This window comes from Comamonas sp. UBA7528 (assembly GCF_002479375.1).
In the GTDB taxonomy this organism is placed as follows: Bacteria; Pseudomonadota; Gammaproteobacteria; order Burkholderiales; family Burkholderiaceae_C; genus Comamonas.
This window is the reverse complement of record NZ_DLMU01000008.1, coordinates 162,810-179,965: the sequence shown is the minus strand read 5'-3', so window position 1 is coordinate 179,965 and position 17,156 is coordinate 162,810. Positions and strand designations below refer to the sequence as shown.

21 protein-coding genes are annotated in these 17,156 nt (G+C 66.4%); 15 read left to right on the top strand and 6 right to left on the bottom strand.

Annotated features, from left to right (window positions below; translation table 11 throughout):
* Positions 1–4 precede the first annotated feature (4 nt).
* Both B3349_RS09825 and soxZ read left to right on the top strand, forming a co-directional pair.
* Positions 5–499 carry a thiosulfate oxidation carrier protein SoxY gene (locus B3349_RS09825; RefSeq protein WP_066539373.1) on the top strand — a complete coding sequence of 165 codons (495 nt, stop codon included), beginning with the start codon at positions 5–7 and terminating at the stop codon, positions 497–499.
* A 14-nt stretch (positions 500–513) separates the two neighbouring features.
* Positions 514–849, top strand: a complete 336-nt coding sequence (soxZ, locus tag B3349_RS09820; RefSeq protein WP_291588448.1) for a thiosulfate oxidation carrier complex protein SoxZ — start codon at positions 514–516, stop codon at positions 847–849.
* Between the two features lie 107 nt (positions 850–956).
* Here soxZ and B3349_RS09815 read toward each other — a convergent pair whose 3' ends face one another.
* The 3 genes from B3349_RS09815 to bamE all read right to left on the bottom strand — a co-directional run bounded on the left by B3349_RS09815 (position 957) and on the right by bamE (position 3,764).
* Positions 957–2,090, bottom strand: a complete 1,134-nt coding sequence (locus B3349_RS09815) for a GGDEF domain-containing protein (RefSeq protein WP_291588447.1) — start codon at positions 2,088–2,090, stop codon at positions 957–959.
* A gap of 293 nt (positions 2,091–2,383) precedes the next feature.
* Positions 2,384–3,094 carry a YitT family protein gene (locus B3349_RS09810; protein WP_291588446.1) on the bottom strand — a complete coding sequence of 237 codons (711 nt, stop codon included), beginning with the start codon at positions 3,092–3,094 and terminating at the stop codon, positions 2,384–2,386.
* A 166-nt stretch (positions 3,095–3,260) separates the two neighbouring features.
* On the bottom strand, positions 3,261–3,764 hold the full coding sequence (gene bamE / locus B3349_RS09805) for an outer membrane protein assembly factor BamE domain-containing protein (RefSeq protein ID WP_291588445.1): 504 nt from the start codon (positions 3,762–3,764) through the stop codon (positions 3,261–3,263).
* 147 nt (positions 3,765–3,911) lie between these two features.
* Between bamE and B3349_RS09800 the strand changes: the two genes are divergently transcribed.
* From B3349_RS09800 to B3349_RS09755, 10 genes are all read left to right on the top strand, one after another.
* On the top strand, positions 3,912–4,388 hold the full coding sequence (locus tag B3349_RS09800) for a hypothetical protein (RefSeq protein ID WP_291588444.1): 477 nt from the start codon (positions 3,912–3,914) through the stop codon (positions 4,386–4,388).
* Between the two features lie 36 nt (positions 4,389–4,424).
* Complete coding sequence (locus B3349_RS09795; RefSeq protein WP_066539383.1) at positions 4,425–4,631, top strand: DUF3460 family protein; 207 nt, start codon at positions 4,425–4,427, stop codon at positions 4,629–4,631.
* 92 nt (positions 4,632–4,723) lie between these two features.
* A complete protein-coding gene (locus B3349_RS09790; RefSeq protein WP_291588443.1) occupies positions 4,724–5,653 on the top strand; it encodes a segregation and condensation protein A in 930 nt (309 codons plus the stop codon).
* Between the two features lie 618 nt (positions 5,654–6,271).
* A complete protein-coding gene (gene bioB / locus B3349_RS09785) occupies positions 6,272–7,279 on the top strand; it encodes a biotin synthase BioB (RefSeq protein WP_291588655.1) in 1,008 nt (335 codons plus the stop codon).
* A gap of 148 nt (positions 7,280–7,427) precedes the next feature.
* Positions 7,428–8,771, top strand: coding sequence for an adenosylmethionine--8-amino-7-oxononanoate transaminase (bioA, locus tag B3349_RS09780; protein ID WP_291588442.1), 1,344 nt, complete (start codon positions 7,428–7,430; stop codon positions 8,769–8,771).
* Positions 8,768–9,451 carry a dethiobiotin synthase gene (bioD, locus tag B3349_RS09775; protein ID WP_291588441.1) on the top strand — a complete coding sequence of 228 codons (684 nt, stop codon included), beginning with the start codon at positions 8,768–8,770 and terminating at the stop codon, positions 9,449–9,451. Before bioA ends, bioD begins: the two co-directional genes overlap by 4 nt.
* A complete protein-coding gene (gene bioF / locus B3349_RS09770) occupies positions 9,448–10,677 on the top strand; it encodes an 8-amino-7-oxononanoate synthase (RefSeq protein WP_291588440.1) in 1,230 nt (409 codons plus the stop codon). Before bioD ends, bioF begins: the two co-directional genes overlap by 4 nt.
* Positions 10,678–10,818: 141 nt before the next feature.
* Positions 10,819–11,178, top strand: a complete 360-nt coding sequence (locus B3349_RS09765) for a 5-carboxymethyl-2-hydroxymuconate Delta-isomerase (RefSeq protein WP_291588439.1) — start codon at positions 10,819–10,821, stop codon at positions 11,176–11,178.
* 174 nt (positions 11,179–11,352) lie between these two features.
* Positions 11,353–12,024: a tRNA-uridine aminocarboxypropyltransferase gene (locus B3349_RS09760; RefSeq protein ID WP_291588438.1), complete on the top strand. Its 672-nt coding sequence runs from the start codon at positions 11,353–11,355 to the stop codon at positions 12,022–12,024.
* An 87-nt stretch (positions 12,025–12,111) separates the two neighbouring features.
* Complete coding sequence (locus B3349_RS09755) at positions 12,112–12,363, top strand: hypothetical protein (RefSeq protein WP_291588437.1); 252 nt, start codon at positions 12,112–12,114, stop codon at positions 12,361–12,363.
* A 99-nt stretch (positions 12,364–12,462) separates the two neighbouring features.
* Here the strand turns inward: B3349_RS09755 and B3349_RS09750 are convergent, their stop codons facing one another.
* Positions 12,463–12,774 carry a hypothetical protein gene (locus B3349_RS09750; protein ID WP_291588436.1) on the bottom strand — a complete coding sequence of 104 codons (312 nt, stop codon included), beginning with the start codon at positions 12,772–12,774 and terminating at the stop codon, positions 12,463–12,465.
* A gap of 151 nt (positions 12,775–12,925) precedes the next feature.
* The gene (locus B3349_RS09745; protein ID WP_291588435.1) at positions 12,926–13,603 is read right to left on the bottom strand and encodes a Crp/Fnr family transcriptional regulator; all 678 of its coding nucleotides are present in this window, start codon (positions 13,601–13,603) and stop codon (positions 12,926–12,928) included.
* A 322-nt stretch (positions 13,604–13,925) separates the two neighbouring features.
* Between B3349_RS09745 and panB the strand changes: the two genes are divergently transcribed.
* Both panB and panC read left to right on the top strand, forming a co-directional pair.
* Positions 13,926–14,801, top strand: a complete 876-nt coding sequence (gene panB, locus B3349_RS09740; RefSeq protein WP_291588434.1) for a 3-methyl-2-oxobutanoate hydroxymethyltransferase — start codon at positions 13,926–13,928, stop codon at positions 14,799–14,801.
* Positions 14,802–14,840: 39 nt separating this feature from the next.
* Entirely contained in the window at positions 14,841–15,689 is an 849-nt protein-coding gene (gene panC / locus B3349_RS09735; protein WP_291588433.1) for a pantoate--beta-alanine ligase, read from the top strand.
* A gap of 13 nt (positions 15,690–15,702) precedes the next feature.
* Here panC and B3349_RS09730 read toward each other — a convergent pair whose 3' ends face one another.
* A complete protein-coding gene (locus B3349_RS09730) occupies positions 15,703–16,275 on the bottom strand; it encodes a hypothetical protein (protein ID WP_291588432.1) in 573 nt (190 codons plus the stop codon).
* Between B3349_RS09730 and B3349_RS09725 the strand changes: the two genes are divergently transcribed.
* Positions 16,270–17,094 (top strand): ABC transporter substrate-binding protein, encoded by an 825-nt coding sequence (locus tag B3349_RS09725; protein WP_291588431.1) that lies wholly within the window; start codon positions 16,270–16,272, stop codon positions 17,092–17,094. The genes B3349_RS09730 and B3349_RS09725 overlap by 6 nt on opposite strands.
* Positions 17,095–17,156 lie beyond the last annotated feature (62 nt).

Sequence of the window (17,156 nt, the reverse complement as noted above, 5' to 3'; positions counted from 1 at the left end):
CTTCATGCTCCACCACACCTCCCGCAGAAGCCTGGTACTGGGCGCGGCAGCGCTGGCCCTGCCGGTAGCCGCACTGGCCCAGCAAAGCAGCGCGACCGGCGCCAAGGCGCCGCTGGTCGGCCCGCTGGCCCCGAATCCGGCCGAATTCAAGAAGCAGGTGGACCAGTTCACCGGCAGTGCCACGCCCGTGGCCGACGGCCTGCAGCTGGACGTGCCGGCCCTGGCCGACAATCCCAGCGCCGTGCCGGTCAAAGTGAAAGTCACGGCCCCCATCACCGAACAGGACTGGTGCGAGGAAATCATCGTGCTGGCCGAACTCAATCCCTCGCCGCTGACCTGCCGCCTGCACTTCACCGCGCTGACGGGTACGGCCGAAGCAGCCGTGCGCGTGCGCCTGTCGCAGACGCAGACCATCCACGCCCTGGCCCGCATGAAAAGCGGCAAGGTGCTGGTGGCCAAGCAGGCCGTCACCGTCGCCGCCAGCGGCTGCGGCATGTGAGCCAAGGAGTTGCCATGAATCCCTCCAAGCCCCCCCGCATCTGGGTCAGCAATGCCAGCCCCAAAAAAGGTGAAGTGCTGCGCGTGCGCGCACAGATCGAACATGTGATGGAAAGCGGCCTGCGCACCGATCCGGCCACCGGCAAACTGCGCCCGCGCAACATCGTCAACCGCTTCGAAGCCCGGCTGGACGATGCCCTGCTGTTTGCCTGGACACCCGGCATCTCCGTGGCCCAGAACCCGTACATCGAATTCACCTTCCTGGCCCGCCAGAGCGGCACGCTGCACTTCCACTGGAAGGATGAGGGCGGCCAGGCCGTGAAAGCCGAAAAAGCCATCACCGTGGCCTGAAGCCACTGGATGCGCCATGCAAGGCGCTCGCCCACCCGACCCCGCCCTGCGGGGCTTTTTTCATCCCGGTGCAGCACCACCCGCAGCGGCTTCCAGCAACCTGGTGGTTACAGCGCGGTGCAGGCAGTGCGCGCATCCGGCTGGCCTGCGGCACACACCACCACGCGGTTGCGCCCCTGGGCCTTGGCCCGATAGAGCGCGTCGTCCGCACGCTCCATCAAGGCCTTGGCCTCATTGGCATGGGCGGGAAATGCCGCCAGCCCGCACGACAACGTGGCATGCACCGTGTGGCGCTCCAGCCGCCGTGGACGGCCGGCAAATGCCTGGCGCAGCGTCTGGGCGCGCTCCCAGGCGACCTCGATCGGCGTATCGGGAAACAGCACCAGAAACTCATCTCCGCCGTAACGGAACACCATGTCCTGCGACCGGCAGGAATGCTGCAGATGGCGGGCCAGGGACTGTAGCAACTGGTCGCCCGCCGCATGGCCGTGGCGGTCGTTGGTCTGCTTGAAAAAATCCACGTCCAGCAGCATCAGCGCCAGGCTGGTCTGGCGCACCCGGCAGGACTCCAGCAGGCGCGGTAGGCTGTCTTCCAGCATGCGGCGGTTGAGCAGGCCGGTCAGCGGGTCGCGCTCGGCCTGCTCGGTCAGGCGGTCCTTGAGTGCACGGATCTCATCGAGCTTGTTGCGCAACTGGCTGCGCTGCTGGTGCAGCATGGTGGCACGCCGGTAGCTGTCCTGGGCAAACACCGCCAGAAACGCCATCAGCGTGGCCATGCACAGCACCGTGGTCAGCATGCTGCTGTCGGGCACAAAGTGCAGCGGGCGCACCAGCCCCACCAGCAGCACCCCCGCCGCCATGGCCACCAGTGCTTCCAGCCAGCCCACCCAGCTGCGGAACGCCAGCAGATTGACACTGGCCCCCACGAACAGGATGAAGCTCACCCACAGCGAAAAATCCAGCACCGCCGCCCAGGCACCAAAGCACAGCGCATCGGCCAGCATATGCTGCACTTCGGCCTTGCGCGGGTGGGCGGCATACAGGCCGCGCACATACAGCAGGTGGGGATAGACCAGAAACTGCAGCACCAGCAGTCCCCACAGCCAGACCGCACCGTGCTGCACCTGAACCTGGCTGCCCAGGGCCAGGCCCAGCAGGGCGAACGAGGTGCTGCGGTTTTTCCAGTTCATGCGCACCGCCCAATGGGCGCGCGGGGCAACAGCGGTGTGACTTGCGGCCATACGGTGTGATCCACAGAAGGTGTGCAACCTTCTGCAGGGCCGATCAAGCATGGGCTCGACCTGTCTCCTCCCTGTGGCACGGTGGCCTGCGGCTGCTGTTGATGTGCCAAGCGCGCCGGAGCTTTGCCCCAGCTGGCGCTTTTATTATTTATTAGCTTTTAATTATAGAAATCTAAATTTCAATACAGTTAATTTATCAATTCCCGAGTGCATTCCATGTGATTGCAGGGATACAAAAAAAAGGCCTCTTGCGAGGCCTTTTTATCGATGGACGGAGGACAGGCATCCATACCCTAGTTGCCGCGATAACGCCCCGGCCGGTGGCTCACCGCCAGAAACACGCCCATCACCACCGCCGCCAGCACGGACCAGGCCACGCGCTCCCACGGCACCACCCACAGCGCCAGCAGCACCACCGTGCAGTCGATGGCCATCTGCACCTTGCCGGCGCGAATGCCGTAGCGTTCCTGCAGGTACAGCGAGGCAATGGTGGCTCCGCCCAGGCTGGAGCGGTGACGTGCCAGAAACAGGATGCCGGTGCCCATCAGCAGGCCGCCTGCGATGGCCGCAAACACCGGGTGCAGATAATCGATATGGATGAAGCGGGGTCCCAGCTCCACAATCAACGAAAGTATGCCCACACTTATAAATGTCTTGATCGTGAAGATGCGACCGATATGCTTCCAGGAAAACCAGTAAAACGGGATATTGATGGCGAAGTAAATCGCACCAAACGACCAGCCGGTGGCGTAGTGCAGCACAAAGGCCAGACCGGCCGTACTGCCCGTCAGCAGACCGGCCTGGGAAAACATCATCATGGTGATGCCCACGAACAGGGAGCCGGTGAACAGGGCCTGGGCGTCTTCGAAAGTGCCGTGGCGTAGGCCGGAAGGGGGTTCAGCCGTTGCGAGGGGGCTGGTGCCGGAAGCCGGACTGGAGGCGGTGCCGGCAGAAATGCCGGCCGCCAGGGGGGCGGAAGTGGATGCAGTGACAGTGTGAGCCATGGTATGGACCTTTGCGACGTTGCACCGGCAGTTGTGCCGCCGGCAAAAAAACGCTTGCAAGATGGATGCCTGCAAGCACGTCGCTCAGTCCGTATTTTGCTGCAACGCAGCAACCCCGTTCACTGCCGTGGTGCAATCACCACGCACACCCGGGGCCACACGGCGATCAGTGGTCGCCTGACGAACGTTTTTGCACCGAAGCGCTGCGGATCACCCGGCCTTCGTCGCTGAAAGTCACCGTGAACACCATCTCGCGGTTGGGTGGATCGATCCACTGCCAGTCCCAATCCGTCTCCTGCTTCAGTGCAAACCGCATGCGCTTGGCCGGCATGCCCAGCATGCGACGAACCTGCTCGTCCGTCATGCCGGGCTGGATCTTGTCGAACATGTGCGGTGCCAGCACCTGGCGCAGCGCGCTCATCTTGCCGTCCGGACCGATGGTGACCATGTAATTGCGGTGGCCAGCTGGCTGGCGGTTGTATTCAAAGGTGCGCGAGCCATCGGACTCGTTCCACACATAGGCCGGCTCACCGAATTCGGCACGCACATCGGCTTCCGTGGACAGACCCTCTTCCAGCTTGTCGATCTTGTGTTGGTCACATCCCACCAGGCCCACGGCGCCCAGCGCCACGGCCGCCAGCATGCCTGCGATACGCGAGAAAGATTTCATGGGCGTTGTCCTGTCCATCATGCTGCACTGCAACCATACAGTCCCGCCAGTCTAGCGGGCTTGCAGACCCCCTGCGCGCAGCACCTTGGCAGTTCCGCCCGGCGAACAGGGCATGATGACGTTCTTTCACCGAGTATCCGCCCGCCCATGTCAGCTTCCCTGTCCGATCTGTTCGCCCACTTCCACGCCTGTGCCGCCCAGGCACTGCAGCAGGACAACAAATGGCTGGTGATCGACCCCGTGTACGACCACATGGAACAGCTGGCCGCCCAGCCCCTGGAACAGCTCCTGCCTCAGATCCTGCAGCTGATCGAAACCTATCCCACACTGGACTATGGTGGCCCCGGCCCGTTTGGCAGCCTGATCGAAGAACACCCACTGGCCGCCTACACCCCGGCGCTGCTGGCCTCGCTGCAACGCCAGCCCAGCGTGCAGGTCATGGGCTGGCTGGACCGCGCCGTGCGCGCCGAGGGGCTGGATCTGCCCTGCGGCCCCAACCCGGTGCGCCCGGCCGATTACGCCGCCGTGCTGGAGCAGTTGCTGCAGCACCCCCTGGCCTCCGAGGAGTGCAAGGCCTTCGCCCAGGACAGCCTGGACGACGCTCGCCAGGCGATCCGCCCCTGACCCGCTAAAATCCCCGCTTCTGAGAGGTTTACCCACATGTCCATCTTCCGCCGTCCCGACTACCAATCCGAAACCACCCAGTTCCTGAACGAGCTGAAGAAGCAGAACCCCGCGCTGGAATCCCAGCAGCTGGCCGGTCGCGCCCTGCTGTGGGACAAGAACGTGAACTATGAAGTGGCGGCAGACACCGCCCAGGCCCAGGTGGCCCAGAAGCCCTACGTCTACCAGACCAACGCCAGCTGATCCCTGGCGGTCTGCCCGGGGCTGTGCACCCTGCACAGTCCTGCGGGCCGTGCGTGCCCCCTGTGCACCCGCAGCCCTGAATTGCAGCACCCATGAAGCAGCGCGCCTCCCAGGCCGGTGACAACGACGCGCTGGCCGCGTCGTCCGCACTCACGCCCCTGTCGCCCGACGGCCTGCCCGACGTGGTGGACCAGGTGGCGTTGGCACGCCTGTACGGGGAGCCGCTGTTCAACCTGCCCAATGACCTCTACATTCCGCCAGATGCACTGGAGGTTTTCCTCGAGGCCTTTGAAGGCCCGCTGGACTTGTTGCTGTATCTGATCCGCAAGCAGAACTTCAACATCCTCGACATCCCCATGGTGGATGTCACTGCCCAGTACCTGCGCTATGTGGACGAGATCCGCACGCGCAACCTGGAACTGGCGGCCGAATACCTCTTGATGGCAGCCATGCTCATCGAGATCAAGTCGCGCATGCTGCTGCCGCCCAAGAAGAAAGAGGGCGAGGAAGAAGTCGAAGACCCGCGTGCCGAACTGGTACGCCGTCTGCTGGAGTATGAGCAGATCAAGCTCGCTGCCGCCCAGCTGGGCCAGATTCCACAGTATGGCCGCGACTTTCTGAAGGCCCAGGTCCATATCGAGCAAAGCCTGCAGCCGCGCTTTCCGGATGTGGACGTCTCCGAGCTGCAGGCAGCCTGGCAGGACATCCTCAAACGCACCAAGCTGGTCCAGGCCCACCGCATCACCCGCGAAGAACTGTCGGTGCGCGAGTACATGAGCCAGATCCTCAAGCAGTTGCAGGGCCGCCGCTTTGTGCCGTTCGAGGACATCTTCGTACCCGAAAAAGGCAGCACCGTGCTGGTGGTGACCTTTATCGCGCTGCTGGAGCTGGGCAAGGAAACCCTGATCGAAATCACCCAGGCAGAGGCCTACGCACCCATTTATGTGCGCCTGGCCTATCGCCCTGTCGAGCCCGTGCTGGCCCCGTTGGACGCCGAAGAAGGCGTGTACTCGACGGACTGAATCCCCCCACGTTCCAGGCCCTTGTTTTCGACCCCGCTGCGCTGCGCGGAGCCCAGGAATCAGGGCCAGCCCGCCATGCGGCTGCGTTGATGCAGCACGCCAGTGCCCGACCACCACCGCCAAACGCTGCGGCGCGCGCCATACCCGGGCCCGGCGCTCGGAATTGCAGCGGCTTTTTTCTTCCCCAAAGCCGCCAGACCCGGTCACCAAGGCCGTCACAGCGCTGGCACTTTTTGCAACCACCCACCGGGTGGCCGATTTCCGCAACGAAAACAGCGGCAACACCGCCCAATCCGGTCGGTTTGGCAGCGCCACAACGGGCAGCGGAGTGAAAATTAACAGCCATTTGCACGAAGATGCACTCACCTTGCATGCAACCTGCGGCAACACCTCATCAACGTCGCGCAAACTCTCCCCAAAAAACACGCTGACACCGCATGGCCCGCTCAGCCCCATCTGGCGCAATTTGCACCCACTGCAGCATGCCCACAATGCCCGGCATTCCCTGTTCGACCCGGAGCTTTCGCCATGCCGCACGCCACCTCTTCCACGGACTGCGCCAGCCACGCTGCCCCCCACACCGCTGTTGCCCCTGCTTCTCCGCCTGCCGCACAGGCCATGCGCTGGCACCAGCCCGTCACCCGCACCTCTGCACAGGAGGCCGGCACGACCGGCCAACGCTGGTCGGTGGATGCCATCCAGGCCCTGCTGGACCTGCCTTTTCTGGACCTGCTGCACCAGGCCCAGAGCGTGCACCGCCAGCACTGGCCGGCCGGTGAGATCGAGCTGGCCACGCTGCTGTCGGTCAAGACCGGAGGCTGTCCCGAAAACTGCGGCTACTGCCCGCAGTCAGCCGAGTTCGACACCGGCGTGCAGGCCGACAAGCTGATGAGCGTGGAAGAAGTCACCCGCGCTGCCAAGGCCGCACAGGATGCCGGGGCCACGCGCTTTTGCATGGGCGCCGCCTGGCGCGCGCCCAAGGACCGCGACATCGAAAAAATGAACGTGCTGATCAGCGCCGTGAAGGGGCTGGGCCTGCAGACCTGCGCCACGCTGGGCATGCTGCAACCACACCAGGCCAAGGCACTGCACGACGCCGGGCTGGACTACTACAACCACAACCTGGATACCGCACCCGAGTACTACCAGGACGTCGTCAGCACCCGCCAGTACCAGGACCGGCTGGACACCCTGGCCGCCGTGCGCAACGCCGGCATCAGCGTGTGCTGCGGCGGCATCATCGGCATGGGGGAAACCGAAGTCCACCGCGCCGGGCTGATTGCCCAGCTGGCGAACATGGAGCCCTACCCCGAGTCCGTTCCCATCAACAGCCTGGTGCGCGTACCCGGCACCCCGCTGGCCGACAGCGAGCCCGTCGATCCGCTGGATTTCGTGCGCGTGATCGCCGTGGCCCGCATCACCATGCCCCAGGCCCGCGTGCGCCTGTCGGCAGGTCGCCAGCAACTGGGCGAGGCGGTGCAGACCCTGTGCTTCATGGCCGGCGCCAATTCCATCTTCTACGGCGACAAGCTGCTGGTCACAGGCAACCCCGATGCCGATGCCGACCGCCAGCTGCTGCACAAGCTGGGGCTGCACGGCCTGCAAACCCAGACTTCCGCCGCCTGAAGACCTGCGCGCCATCGACGGCCGCGGCGCCTGGCCGGTATGAACGCCTCAGCCCCCTGCAGGACGGCCCCACCGCCCTGCGCTCCTTGCCACCATCACGGACCACTCCCGCAGCCCCGCGCTGCGGCCCTGGCCCAGGGAGTTCCGCATGACCTCTACCCTTGCCCGCCGCAGCATGGCGGCCGTCTGGCACCCTTGCACCCCCATGCAGCGGCACGAAGCCGCGCCCCCCTTGGCCATTGACCGCGCCAGCGGCCCCTGGCTGTATGACACCGACGGACGGCGCTACCTGGATGGCATCAGCTCCTGGTGGGTCAATCTGTTCGGCCACGGCCACCCGCATATCCGCGCCGCACTGGCGGACCAGCTGGAGCGCCTGGACCATATCCTGCTGGCCGGCTGTACCCACGCACCGGTGGTGGAACTGTCCGAACGCCTGGCCGTCCTCACCGGTCTGGGCCATGCCAGCTATGCCAGCGACGGTGCCTCGGCCACCGAAATCGCGTTGAAGATGAGCGCCCATTACTGGCGCAATCTGGGCCGGCCCGAGAAAAACCGCTTTGTCGGCCTGGCGGGCGGCTACCACGGCGAGACCGTGGGCGCGCTGTCCGTCACCGATGTGGAGATTTTCCGCAATGCCTATGCCCCGCTGACCCGCCTGTCCGCCACCGTGCCCAGCCCGGATGCACGCAACGCCTTGCCTGGGGAAAGCGCTGCCGATGTGGCCCTGCGTGCGGCAGCCGCACTGGACGACTGGTTGCAGGCCCACCACCAGGAAACCGCCGCGCTGATCGTGGAGCCGCTGATCCAGTGTGCCGCCGGCATGGTGATGTATGACACCGCCTACCTGCGCGAGGCCCGCCAGCTGTGTGACCGCTACCAGGTGCATCTGGTGGTGGACGAGATCGCCACCGGCTTCGGCCGCACCGGCAGCCTGTTCGCCCACCAGCAGGCGGGCATCACACCGGACTTCATCTGCCTGTCCAAAGGACTGACCGGCGGCACACTGCCGCTGTCGGTCGTACTCACCACTGACACCGTCTACCAGGCGTTCTACGGCACTGATGCGGCACGGGCGTTCCTGCATTCCCACTCCTACACCGGCAACCCGCTGGCCTGCCGCGCTGCCCTCGCCACCCTGGACCTGTTTGCGCAGCGGGATGCGCTGACCACCAACCAGGCCATGGCGGAGCACATCAGCGCCGCCTTCGCACCGTTGAACGCCCACCCCCGCGTGCGCCACGCCCGCCACCTGGGCATGGTCTGGGCCTGGGACATCGACACGGCCTTGCCCGACTTTGCCCAGCGCTACCACCAGGCCGCCTTGCGCCACGGGCTGCTGCTGCGCCCCATCGGCCGCACGCTGTATTGCATGCCACCCTATGTGCTGGACGCCCCCTCCATCGCCCACCTGGGCCGCGCAGCCCTGGCGGCACTGGAAGACTGCCTGCAGCAGGAAGCGGCGCTGCGCCTGCGCACGGAGGCCGCATGATCGGCTGCTTTGTGACCGGAACCGATACCGGCGTGGGCAAGACCCTCGCCAGCTGTGCACTGCTGCACGCCCTGGGCCGCCACCACGCCCGCGTGGTCGGCATGAAGGCCGTGGCCGCGGGGGCCGAGCCTGACGGCCACGGCGGCTGGGCCAATGAAGACACGCTGGCCCTGCGCGCCGCCTCGACCCTGGCGGTGCCCGCCGCCTGGGACAACCCGGTGCTGCTGGCCGATCCGCTGTCGCCCCACATCGCCGCCCAGCGCGCCGGGGTGGAGGTGACGCTGCCCCCCATCCTGTCCGCCTACCGCCAACTGGCCGCCCAGGCCGACGCCGTGGTGGTGGAGGGCGCGGGCGGCTGGCGCGTGCCACTGTCGGACAGCCTGTCGATTGCCGATCTGGCCGTGGCGCTGCAACTGCCCGTGGTGCTGGTGGTCGGCCTGCGCCTGGGCTGCCTGAACCATGCCCTGCTGACGGCCGACGCCATCCGCGCCAGCGGTCTGCCGCTGGCTGGCTGGATCTGCAGCCGCGTGGACCCCCACATGCTCGCCCCCGAGGACAACCTGGCCACGCTGCGCCGTGCACTGGGCAGCCTGGGTGCGCCGCTGCTGGCCGACCTGCCCCACCAGGCCCGGCCCGATCCCCGCACCGCATCCGTACAACTCCCGCAGGAATGGCAATGACCTCCACCACCGCACCCTCCACCGGTTCCTGGCTGGACGAACTCCCCCTGCAACTGGCCGCGCTGGACGCCCAGCACCTGCTGCGCACACGGCGCGCCGTGGCGCCGCTGCAGGGGGCGCACATCCGCGTGGACGGCCAGCCCCTGCTGCAGTTCTGCAGCAACGACTACCTGGGCCTGGCCGGCCACCCGGCCCTGGCCGAGGCGGCCTGCACCGGCGCCTGGGACTTTGGCGTGGGCTCCGGCGGCTCGCCCATGGTCAACGGCCACAGCACGGCCAATGCCGCACTGGAAGCCGATCTGGCGCAGTTTGTGCAATTGCCGCGTGCACTGTACTTCTATGCCGGCTTTGCCACCAATGCCAGCGTGATCCCTGCACTGGTGGGCGCGGGCGATGCCATCTTCTCGGACGCCCTGAACCACGCCAGCCTCATCGACGGCTGCCGGCTGTCACGCGCCAGCATCCACCGCTATCCGCACGGCGACCTCGCTGCGCTGGATGCGCTGCTGGCCAGCAGCACCAGCCGGCGCAAGCTGGTGGTGAGCGACGCCGTGTTCAGCATGGATGGCAATATCGCCGACATTCCCGGCCTGCTGGCCTTGTGCGAACGCCACGATGCCCTCCTGATGCTGGACGACGCCCACGGCCTGGGCGTGCTGGGCCCGCAAGGGCGTGGCAGCCTGGCCGCTGCCGGGCTGACGGGTGCCGCCGCCTCCCCCCGGGTGCTGTACATGGCCACACTGAGCAAGGCGGCCGGTGTCTCCGGGGCCTTTGTGGCCGGCAGCGAGGTCCTGGTCGAATGGCTGCTGCAAAAGACACGCAGCTACACCTTCGCCACCGCCGCGCCCGCGTTGCTGGCGCGGGCGCTGCAGGCCAGCCTGCGGTTGATGGAGCACGAGACCAGCTTGCGCACCCAGTTGCAGGCCCGTATTGCCCAGTTGCGCCAGGGGCTGCAACCCCTGCTGGCACACACCGGCTGGCGGCTGCTGCCGTCGGACACTGCCATCCAGGCGCTGGTGGTGGGCAGCAATACCTCCGCCCTGGCGCTGATGGATGGCCTGCGCCAGCGCGGTCTGTGGGTTCCGGCCATCCGCCCACCCACCGTCCCCGCGGGCACGGCACGGCTGCGCATTGCCCTGTCGGCCGCACACACCGAAGCCGATGTGCAACTGCTGCTCAATGCCCTGACAGCGCTGGCGCCCACCGCAGAAACCGCCCTGGCGTGAGCCGATTTGCAGCCGACTGTGAACGGCTTTCAGCCCCGGCATCCCGGTGGCTGCCGCACTTGGCCTGACAATCGGCAGTGTTGCAGACCGGCTCATGCCCGGTCTGCCGCCTTTTCCCATCACACCGCCCGAGGAGACACCATGCCCCACCTGTACGTGGAATACAGCAACAACCTGACCGGCCTGAACGAACAAGGCCTGCTGGAAAAGCTCAATGCCGTGGTCTGCGCCCACGCCACCGTGGCCGATGAAGCCGACGTCAAGGCACGCATTGCCGCGCTGCAGCAATTCCGCATCGGCACCAACCCGGCGCAACGGGGCTTTGTGCACGTGCAACTGCGCCTGCTGGCGGGCCGTACACCCGAGGTGAAGAAGGAACTGTCCGACGCCATCGCTGCCGTGCTGCGCGCTGAAGTCCCCCAGCCTGCTGGCGTGATGGTGCAACTGAGCGCCGAGATCGCCGACATGGACAAGGCCAGCTACTACAAGGACCGCCTGTAATCCCCTGGCAGCAATATGCACCCGGGTGGGCAGATCGACCACCCGGCTGGTGCACGGCGCGCAACGGCTGCACCATGCATGCTCCGTGCCGTGCTGTCACCGCGCCCGTCTGCGGCCAGACCGGTACGCAGGCATCCGCTGCGGCCGCATTCCCCTTGGCACCCGCCACTTTCCGTGAATACCGCGCCCCCTTCCACCCGCCGTGCGCACTGCACTGACTGCCTGCGCCCTGCCAGCACCTGCATCTGCGCGTGCGTGCAGACGGTGGCGCACGCCACCCAGGTGCTGCTGCTGCAGCATCCGTTGGAGGTGCAGCACCCCAAAGGCACAGCGCGGCTGTTGCACCTGTGCCTGCCACACAGCCGCATGGCACAAGGCGAGTGCTGGCCTGCCGACAGCCTGCAGGCCCTGCTGCAGGACGCATGGCCGGCAGCGGGCCACAGGCAGGCAGAGCCGGCCCCGACGCTAACGCTGTTGCTCTACCCGCCCTCCCCTCCTGATCCGGCACTGCCGCTGCTGGAGCCTCCGCCCTGGGGCATGGCCGATCTGGCCGCATTGCCTGCAGGCGCTGCGCTGCGCCTGGTGGTGCTGGACGGTACCTGGCGCAAAAGCCGCAAGATGCTGTACCACAACCCCGCACTGCAGCAGTTGCCCCGCCTGCCCTTGCGGGAGCTGCCGGCCAGCCGCTACGCCATCCGCAAGGCGCACAAGCCAGGCCAGCTGTCCACGCTGGAAGCCAGTTGGGCGGCGCTGCGCCAGCTCGAGCCCGGCAATCCCACGCTGGACGGTCTGCTGCAGGCCATGGCCGCCATACAAAACCACTACCGCGCGCAGCTGACGCTGTAAGCAAGCCCCTGCACAACAGCAGGCGATGAGGCGTTTTTAGGCTGTGCAGCCTGCAATCCAGGGGAAATGCATGCAGCACTCCCTGGCATGCGTTCTTTCGGCACCCTGCAGGGCCATGCCAACCAGGCCCTGTACCAGTCCAGGGCCTGGGGCGCGGGGCTTGCTGCTGCCGCCGCTGACACGGCGGAGAGACACCTGCCGCGTCACCGGTTCCGCCGATACCGCCGCACCGGCATGCGCCACGGCGGCCCGGCCAGGCACAGCCACGTTGGCGCCGCGCAAAAAAAAGCGCTGCCGATGGCAGCGCAATCCATGCAAGTCACCGCGTCATCCGCGTGATCCAGAGCAGCGCACACAGCCCGGTTCACATTGCGCAGATGCACTGGCGACCTTGCATGCCTCCAGGGCCAAGGTGTGATTCACACCCTGGCCACGTGCTCAGGGCTGGGCCGTGGCCTGGCCTTGGCGGGCCGTGGTCTGCACGGAGCCCATGTACTTGGCCACGGTCTCCTGGAATGCAGGGCCGTTGCGCAGTTGCTCGTACTTGCGGTATTCAGGGGTGTACTTCACGTCCGGGAACTGCGCCGGCGAGGGCATGAAGCTCATGCCCGACTTGTGCCACAGTTCCAGATCGGCTTGCACCTGGGCTTTTTGCAGGGTCTCGGCGTCGGCCGACACGGTCGATTCGGCGTGGGCAGCGCCCACCAGGGTCATCACAGCCGCGGCAGCGGCCATCCATTGCTTGCGCATGGCATTGTCCTTTCCAGACACATTCACAGAAATTGCCGGGCTGCTGACAGTGGCAGCACAGCCTGGAAAGCAGTGTCGGGCAGGAGCGGGGTACCGTCTGTGCGTTTTCTCACGCAGTGCAGCAAAAAGCCGGAAAAAGACCCAGCACTGCTCAGCGCATGTCTTCCAGCAGCACGCGCAAACCATCCACATTGGTCAGGCGCAGGCCGCGGCCTTCGCGCTGCAGCAGACCCAGGCGGGTCAGGCGCGACATCTCGCGCGCCACTTCTTCGCGGCTGCTGCCCAGCAAGGCCGCCAGACTGACCTGGGTGGGTGCCGGCTGCAGCAGGGCCTGGTTGTTCTGCACCCCGGCCCGCTCCGCCAGCATCAGCAAGCGCGCATGCAGGCGCCCGCCCACGCTGAGCGTGCCCATTTCCACCAGCCGGGCCACCAGCGACCAGACCAGGCGGTTCATGCCTTGCAGCAGGGCCGACAGCATGCCTTCCATCACCGCCGGGTCACGGTCAAACAGGGCCTTGACCTCATGCCCCTCCAGCGTGGCGATCAGGCTGGCATCGGCCGCCTCCACCACCAGCGGCACGCTGGGCGGCTGGGAGCACTCCCCCAGCCAGTGGTTGCCGCACCACTGGCCCGGCATCAGGTCCCCCACGATCATCTCGCGCCCCTGGCTGCCGTAGTAGCGCACCCACAGCCGGCCGTGCACGATCAGGTTCAGCCGACCCTCATCGAACGCATCCGGCAGCGGCTGCCCCGGCTCCAGCAGACGCCAGCGGAACCGTGTGGCCAGGGACTGCAGATCCGCCTCCCCCAGATGGGCCAGCAAAGGCATGGTCTGCAAGGCCTGCCAGGACGCCGGAACCGGTGCCGGCGCAAGCGCTGCCCCTGCATCGTCAGAACGCAGCAGCGGTGGCGAGGAAACGGAAAGGGAGGCCATAGGAGCCCATTGTGCCGTGGCCGCCACCGATCCGCTGCACGCAGAAACCTCTGCGGTTTCCGGGCTCTCGCCCAGCCCTTCGCGCCCTGCAGCACCCGCTGCAGCACAAACCCCGGTGGCGCGCCGGTGAACTGGCTACCGCGGCATTGCAGCATCCCCTAGACTCGCGCCAGATTGCAGCACTGACCCAACGCAAAAAACACCTCTGGGAGACAACATGTCCGCAAGTACCACCGGCACGCCGTACGGCACCATTCCGCCCGCATCCCCGCTGCCCCAGCGCCGCCCCGTCAGCCTGCCGCGCCTGGCGCAGATGCGAGCAGCCGGCGAAAAGATCACCATGCTCACCGCCTATGACGCCACCTTCGCCGCCGTGGCCGATGCCGCCGGCGTGGAATGCATTCTGGTGGGCGATTCCCTGGGCATGGTCTGCCAGGGCCTGCACAGCACCGTGGGCGTCAGCCTGGACGACATGTGCTACCACACGGCCAGTGTGGCGCGCGGTCTGCACCGCGCCCAGGCCACGGCCTGGCTGATTGCCGACCTGCCCTATGGCAGCTACCAGGAATCCCGCGAACAGGCGCTGCGCAGCGCCAGCGCCCTCATGCAGGCCGGCGCCCACATGGTCAAGCTCGAAGGCGGTGGCTGGACCGCGCCCACGGTGCAATTTCTGGTGGAACGCGGCATCCCCGTCTGCGCCCACCTGGGGCTGACACCCCAGACCGTCCACGCACTGGGTGGCTACCGCGTGCAGGGCAAGGACGATGTGGCCGCCGCCACGCTGCGCCGCCAGGCCCGCGAGCTGCAGGATGCCGGCGCCGCCATGCTGGTGCTGGAGATGGTGCCCGCCGCCCTGGCCGCCGAGCTGACGCAGGCGCTGACCCACTGCCACACCATCGGCATCGGCGCTGGCAATGGCACAGCCGGACAGGTGCTGGTGCTGCACGACATGCTGGGGGTCAACCTGGGCAAGATGCCCAAGTTCGTGCGCAACTTCATGCAGGAGGCCGGCAACGTCAAGGGCGCCATGGCGGCCTATGTCCAGGCGGTCAAGGATGGCAGCTTCCCCGACAACCAGCTGCACGCCTGGTAAGCCCTGGCTTCTCCCGTTTCCGTCCCGTTTTCCGACACCATGCACATCGTCCATACCATCGCCGACCTGCGCTCCGCACTGGCAGGCCGCGGCCGCCCCGCTTTCGTTCCCACCATGGGCAATCTGCACGAGGGCCATCTGTCCCTGGTGCGCACCGCACGCCAGCATGGAGATGTGACCGTGGCCAGCATCTTCGTCAACCGCCTGCAGTTTCTGCCGCATGAAGATTTCGACAGCTACCCGCGCACCTGGGATTCGGACTGCAGCAAGCTGCAGTCCGCCCACTGCGACCTGCTGTTTGCACCGCGCGAAGCCGATCTCTACCCCGAAGCCCAGACTTTCAAGGTGCAGCCCGACCCCACGCTGGCCGACATGCTGGAAGGGCATTTCCGCCCCGGTTTCTTTACCGGCGTGTGCACCGTGGTGATGAAGCTGTTCTCCGCCGTGTTTGCCACCACCGGCGGCGGCACGGCCATCTTCGGCAAAAAGGACTACCAGCAGCTGATGGTGATCCAGCGCATGGTGCAGCAGTTTGCGCTGCCCATCACCATCATCGCCGGCGATACCGCCCGTGCCGACAGCGGCCTGGCACTCAGTTCCCGCAACGGCTACCTGAATGCCGAGCAACTGCAGCAGGCCATGGCCCTGTCCCAGGCACTGAAGACCCTGGCGCAGGCGGCCCGCACGGGCCGCACTCCACTGGCTGACCTGGAAACCCAGGCCATCGGCCAGCTGCAGGCCCTGGGCTGGGAGCCCGACTACCTGACGGTGCGCCTGCGCAGCAACCTGCAAATCCCCAGTGCCGCCGACCTGGGCACAGCCCCGCTGGTGACATTGGGCGCCGCCAAGCTGGGCAGCACCCGGCTGATCGACAACCTCGAGTTCTGAACTGCGGCAGCTCTCAGCACTGGAACGCCCCGGTGGCGCAGTGCGGGGCCTCCGGCAGGACTTCCAGCGCATGGGCGGCCACGCGCAACTGCGCACCGCTGGCACATTCCAGCTCCAACACCAGAGGCTGGCGCAGCACACAGGGCACAGGCAACGCCAACAGGCGTTGCCCCTCCAACAGCACACGCCCGCCCTCCAGCTTCCCGAAAAGCGCTTGCACGGGCGGCATGGGCCCGGCCAGCGTGCAGACCAAGCGCATCGGCAGCCACATACCTTCGCCGCTGCCGGTCTTGCGCTCCTCCTGTGCATACACCCGCGCGGCGGAAAAGCGCACGGTCAGCACCGCAGCGGTGCCCGGGCTCACGCTGCACGCTGCGACTTCTGAATCCTCGAATACCCATTGCATGGCCGTGAGCATAGAGGCTGCACGGCCCGATCGCATGCCCGTCGCTGGGGCAAGAAAGCTTTTCAGATAAGCAAGACGAAATTTGTTGCTTCTGCCCTGCAGGCGGCATTTCCACAATGGCTGGACCAGGTGCGGCCCGCACCGCTTTTTCCGCCATGGAAGGATGTTCGTTTTATGCAATTCAAGAAGTGGATCACCGCCGCCGCTGCAGGCGCCGCGCTGCTGACAACCGGCTCTGTCTGGGCCGACCGCCTGCAGGACATCAAAAAGGCCGGCGTGCTACGCGTGGCCGCCTTTGATGGCAACCCCCCGTTCGGCTTTGTCGACGCCAAGACCCGCAAGATCGTGGGCCTGGACGTGGACTACGCCGAAGAATTTGCCAAGCGCCTGGGTGTGAAGCTGCAACTGGTGCCCACCAATCCCGCCAACCGGGTGCCGTTGCTGGTGTCCGGCAAGGTGGATCTGGTACTGGCCAACTTCACCATCACCGAAGAGCGCGCCAAGCAGGTGAACTTCAGCGTGCCGTACTTCTCGTCCGGCACGCAGTTCCTGGCCCCCAAGGGCACGCTGGCCTCGGCCGACCAGCTCGGCAGCCTGCGCATTGCCGTGGACAAGGGCACTACCAACGAGATCGTGCTGCGCGAAAAATACCCGCAGGCCACCCTGGTCGCGTTCGACGACACGCCATTTGCCTTCACCGCCCTGCGCAACGGCAATGTGCAGGCCCTGGCGCAGGACGGCCCCAAGCTGGTGGGCCTGCTGGGCACCATCAAGGACGCCCAGGAACGTGCCAAGTGGGAAGTGCCGGCATTCACCATCTCGAACGACTTCATCGGTGTGGGCATTCCCAAGGGAGAGACTGCGCTGACCGACTGGGTCAACACCACCCTCAAGGAACTGGAAGGCAAGGGCCAGGCCGGCAAGATTTACGACGCCTGGTTCGGACCCCGGAGCAACACGCCGCTGGTACGCACTTTCAAGATCGGCGACAAGGTCTGAGCCACCGCGTCCGTGCCACTTTTCGCCAGGGTCTGCGCGCCTGACCGGTGTGCAGCCCTGGC

Bases quoted from the DNA above. Each gene is read 5' to 3' on its own strand.
- B3349_RS09825 (WP_066539373.1), top strand. From the start codon at position 5: ATGCTCCACCACACCTCCCGCAGAAGCCTGGTACTGGGCGCGGCAGCG.
- soxZ (WP_291588448.1), top strand. From the start codon at position 514: ATGAATCCCTCCAAGCCCCCCCGCATCTGGGTCAGCAATGCCAGCCCC.
- B3349_RS09815 (WP_291588447.1), bottom strand. From the start codon at position 2,090: ATGGCCGCAAGTCACACCGCTGTTGCCCCGCGCGCCCATTGGGCGGTG.
- B3349_RS09810 (WP_291588446.1), bottom strand. From the start codon at position 3,094: ATGGCTCACACTGTCACTGCATCCACTTCCGCCCCCCTGGCGGCCGGC.
- bamE (WP_291588445.1), bottom strand. From the start codon at position 3,764: ATGAAATCTTTCTCGCGTATCGCAGGCATGCTGGCGGCCGTGGCGCTG.
- B3349_RS09800 (WP_291588444.1), top strand. From the start codon at position 3,912: ATGTCAGCTTCCCTGTCCGATCTGTTCGCCCACTTCCACGCCTGTGCC.
- B3349_RS09795 (WP_066539383.1), top strand. From the start codon at position 4,425: ATGTCCATCTTCCGCCGTCCCGACTACCAATCCGAAACCACCCAGTTC.
- B3349_RS09790 (WP_291588443.1), top strand. From the start codon at position 4,724: ATGAAGCAGCGCGCCTCCCAGGCCGGTGACAACGACGCGCTGGCCGCG.
- bioB (WP_291588655.1), top strand. From the start codon at position 6,272: ATGCGCTGGCACCAGCCCGTCACCCGCACCTCTGCACAGGAGGCCGGC.
- bioA (WP_291588442.1), top strand. From the start codon at position 7,428: ATGACCTCTACCCTTGCCCGCCGCAGCATGGCGGCCGTCTGGCACCCT.
- bioD (WP_291588441.1), top strand. From the start codon at position 8,768: ATGATCGGCTGCTTTGTGACCGGAACCGATACCGGCGTGGGCAAGACC.
- bioF (WP_291588440.1), top strand. From the start codon at position 9,448: ATGACCTCCACCACCGCACCCTCCACCGGTTCCTGGCTGGACGAACTC.
- B3349_RS09765 (WP_291588439.1), top strand. From the start codon at position 10,819: ATGCCCCACCTGTACGTGGAATACAGCAACAACCTGACCGGCCTGAAC.
- B3349_RS09755 (WP_291588437.1), top strand. From the start codon at position 12,112: ATGCGTTCTTTCGGCACCCTGCAGGGCCATGCCAACCAGGCCCTGTAC.
- B3349_RS09750 (WP_291588436.1), bottom strand. From the start codon at position 12,774: ATGCGCAAGCAATGGATGGCCGCTGCCGCGGCTGTGATGACCCTGGTG.
- B3349_RS09745 (WP_291588435.1), bottom strand. From the start codon at position 13,603: ATGCCTTTGCTGGCCCATCTGGGGGAGGCGGATCTGCAGTCCCTGGCC.
- panB (WP_291588434.1), top strand. From the start codon at position 13,926: ATGTCCGCAAGTACCACCGGCACGCCGTACGGCACCATTCCGCCCGCA.
- panC (WP_291588433.1), top strand. From the start codon at position 14,841: ATGCACATCGTCCATACCATCGCCGACCTGCGCTCCGCACTGGCAGGC.
- B3349_RS09725 (WP_291588431.1), top strand. From the start codon at position 16,270: ATGCAATTCAAGAAGTGGATCACCGCCGCCGCTGCAGGCGCCGCGCTG.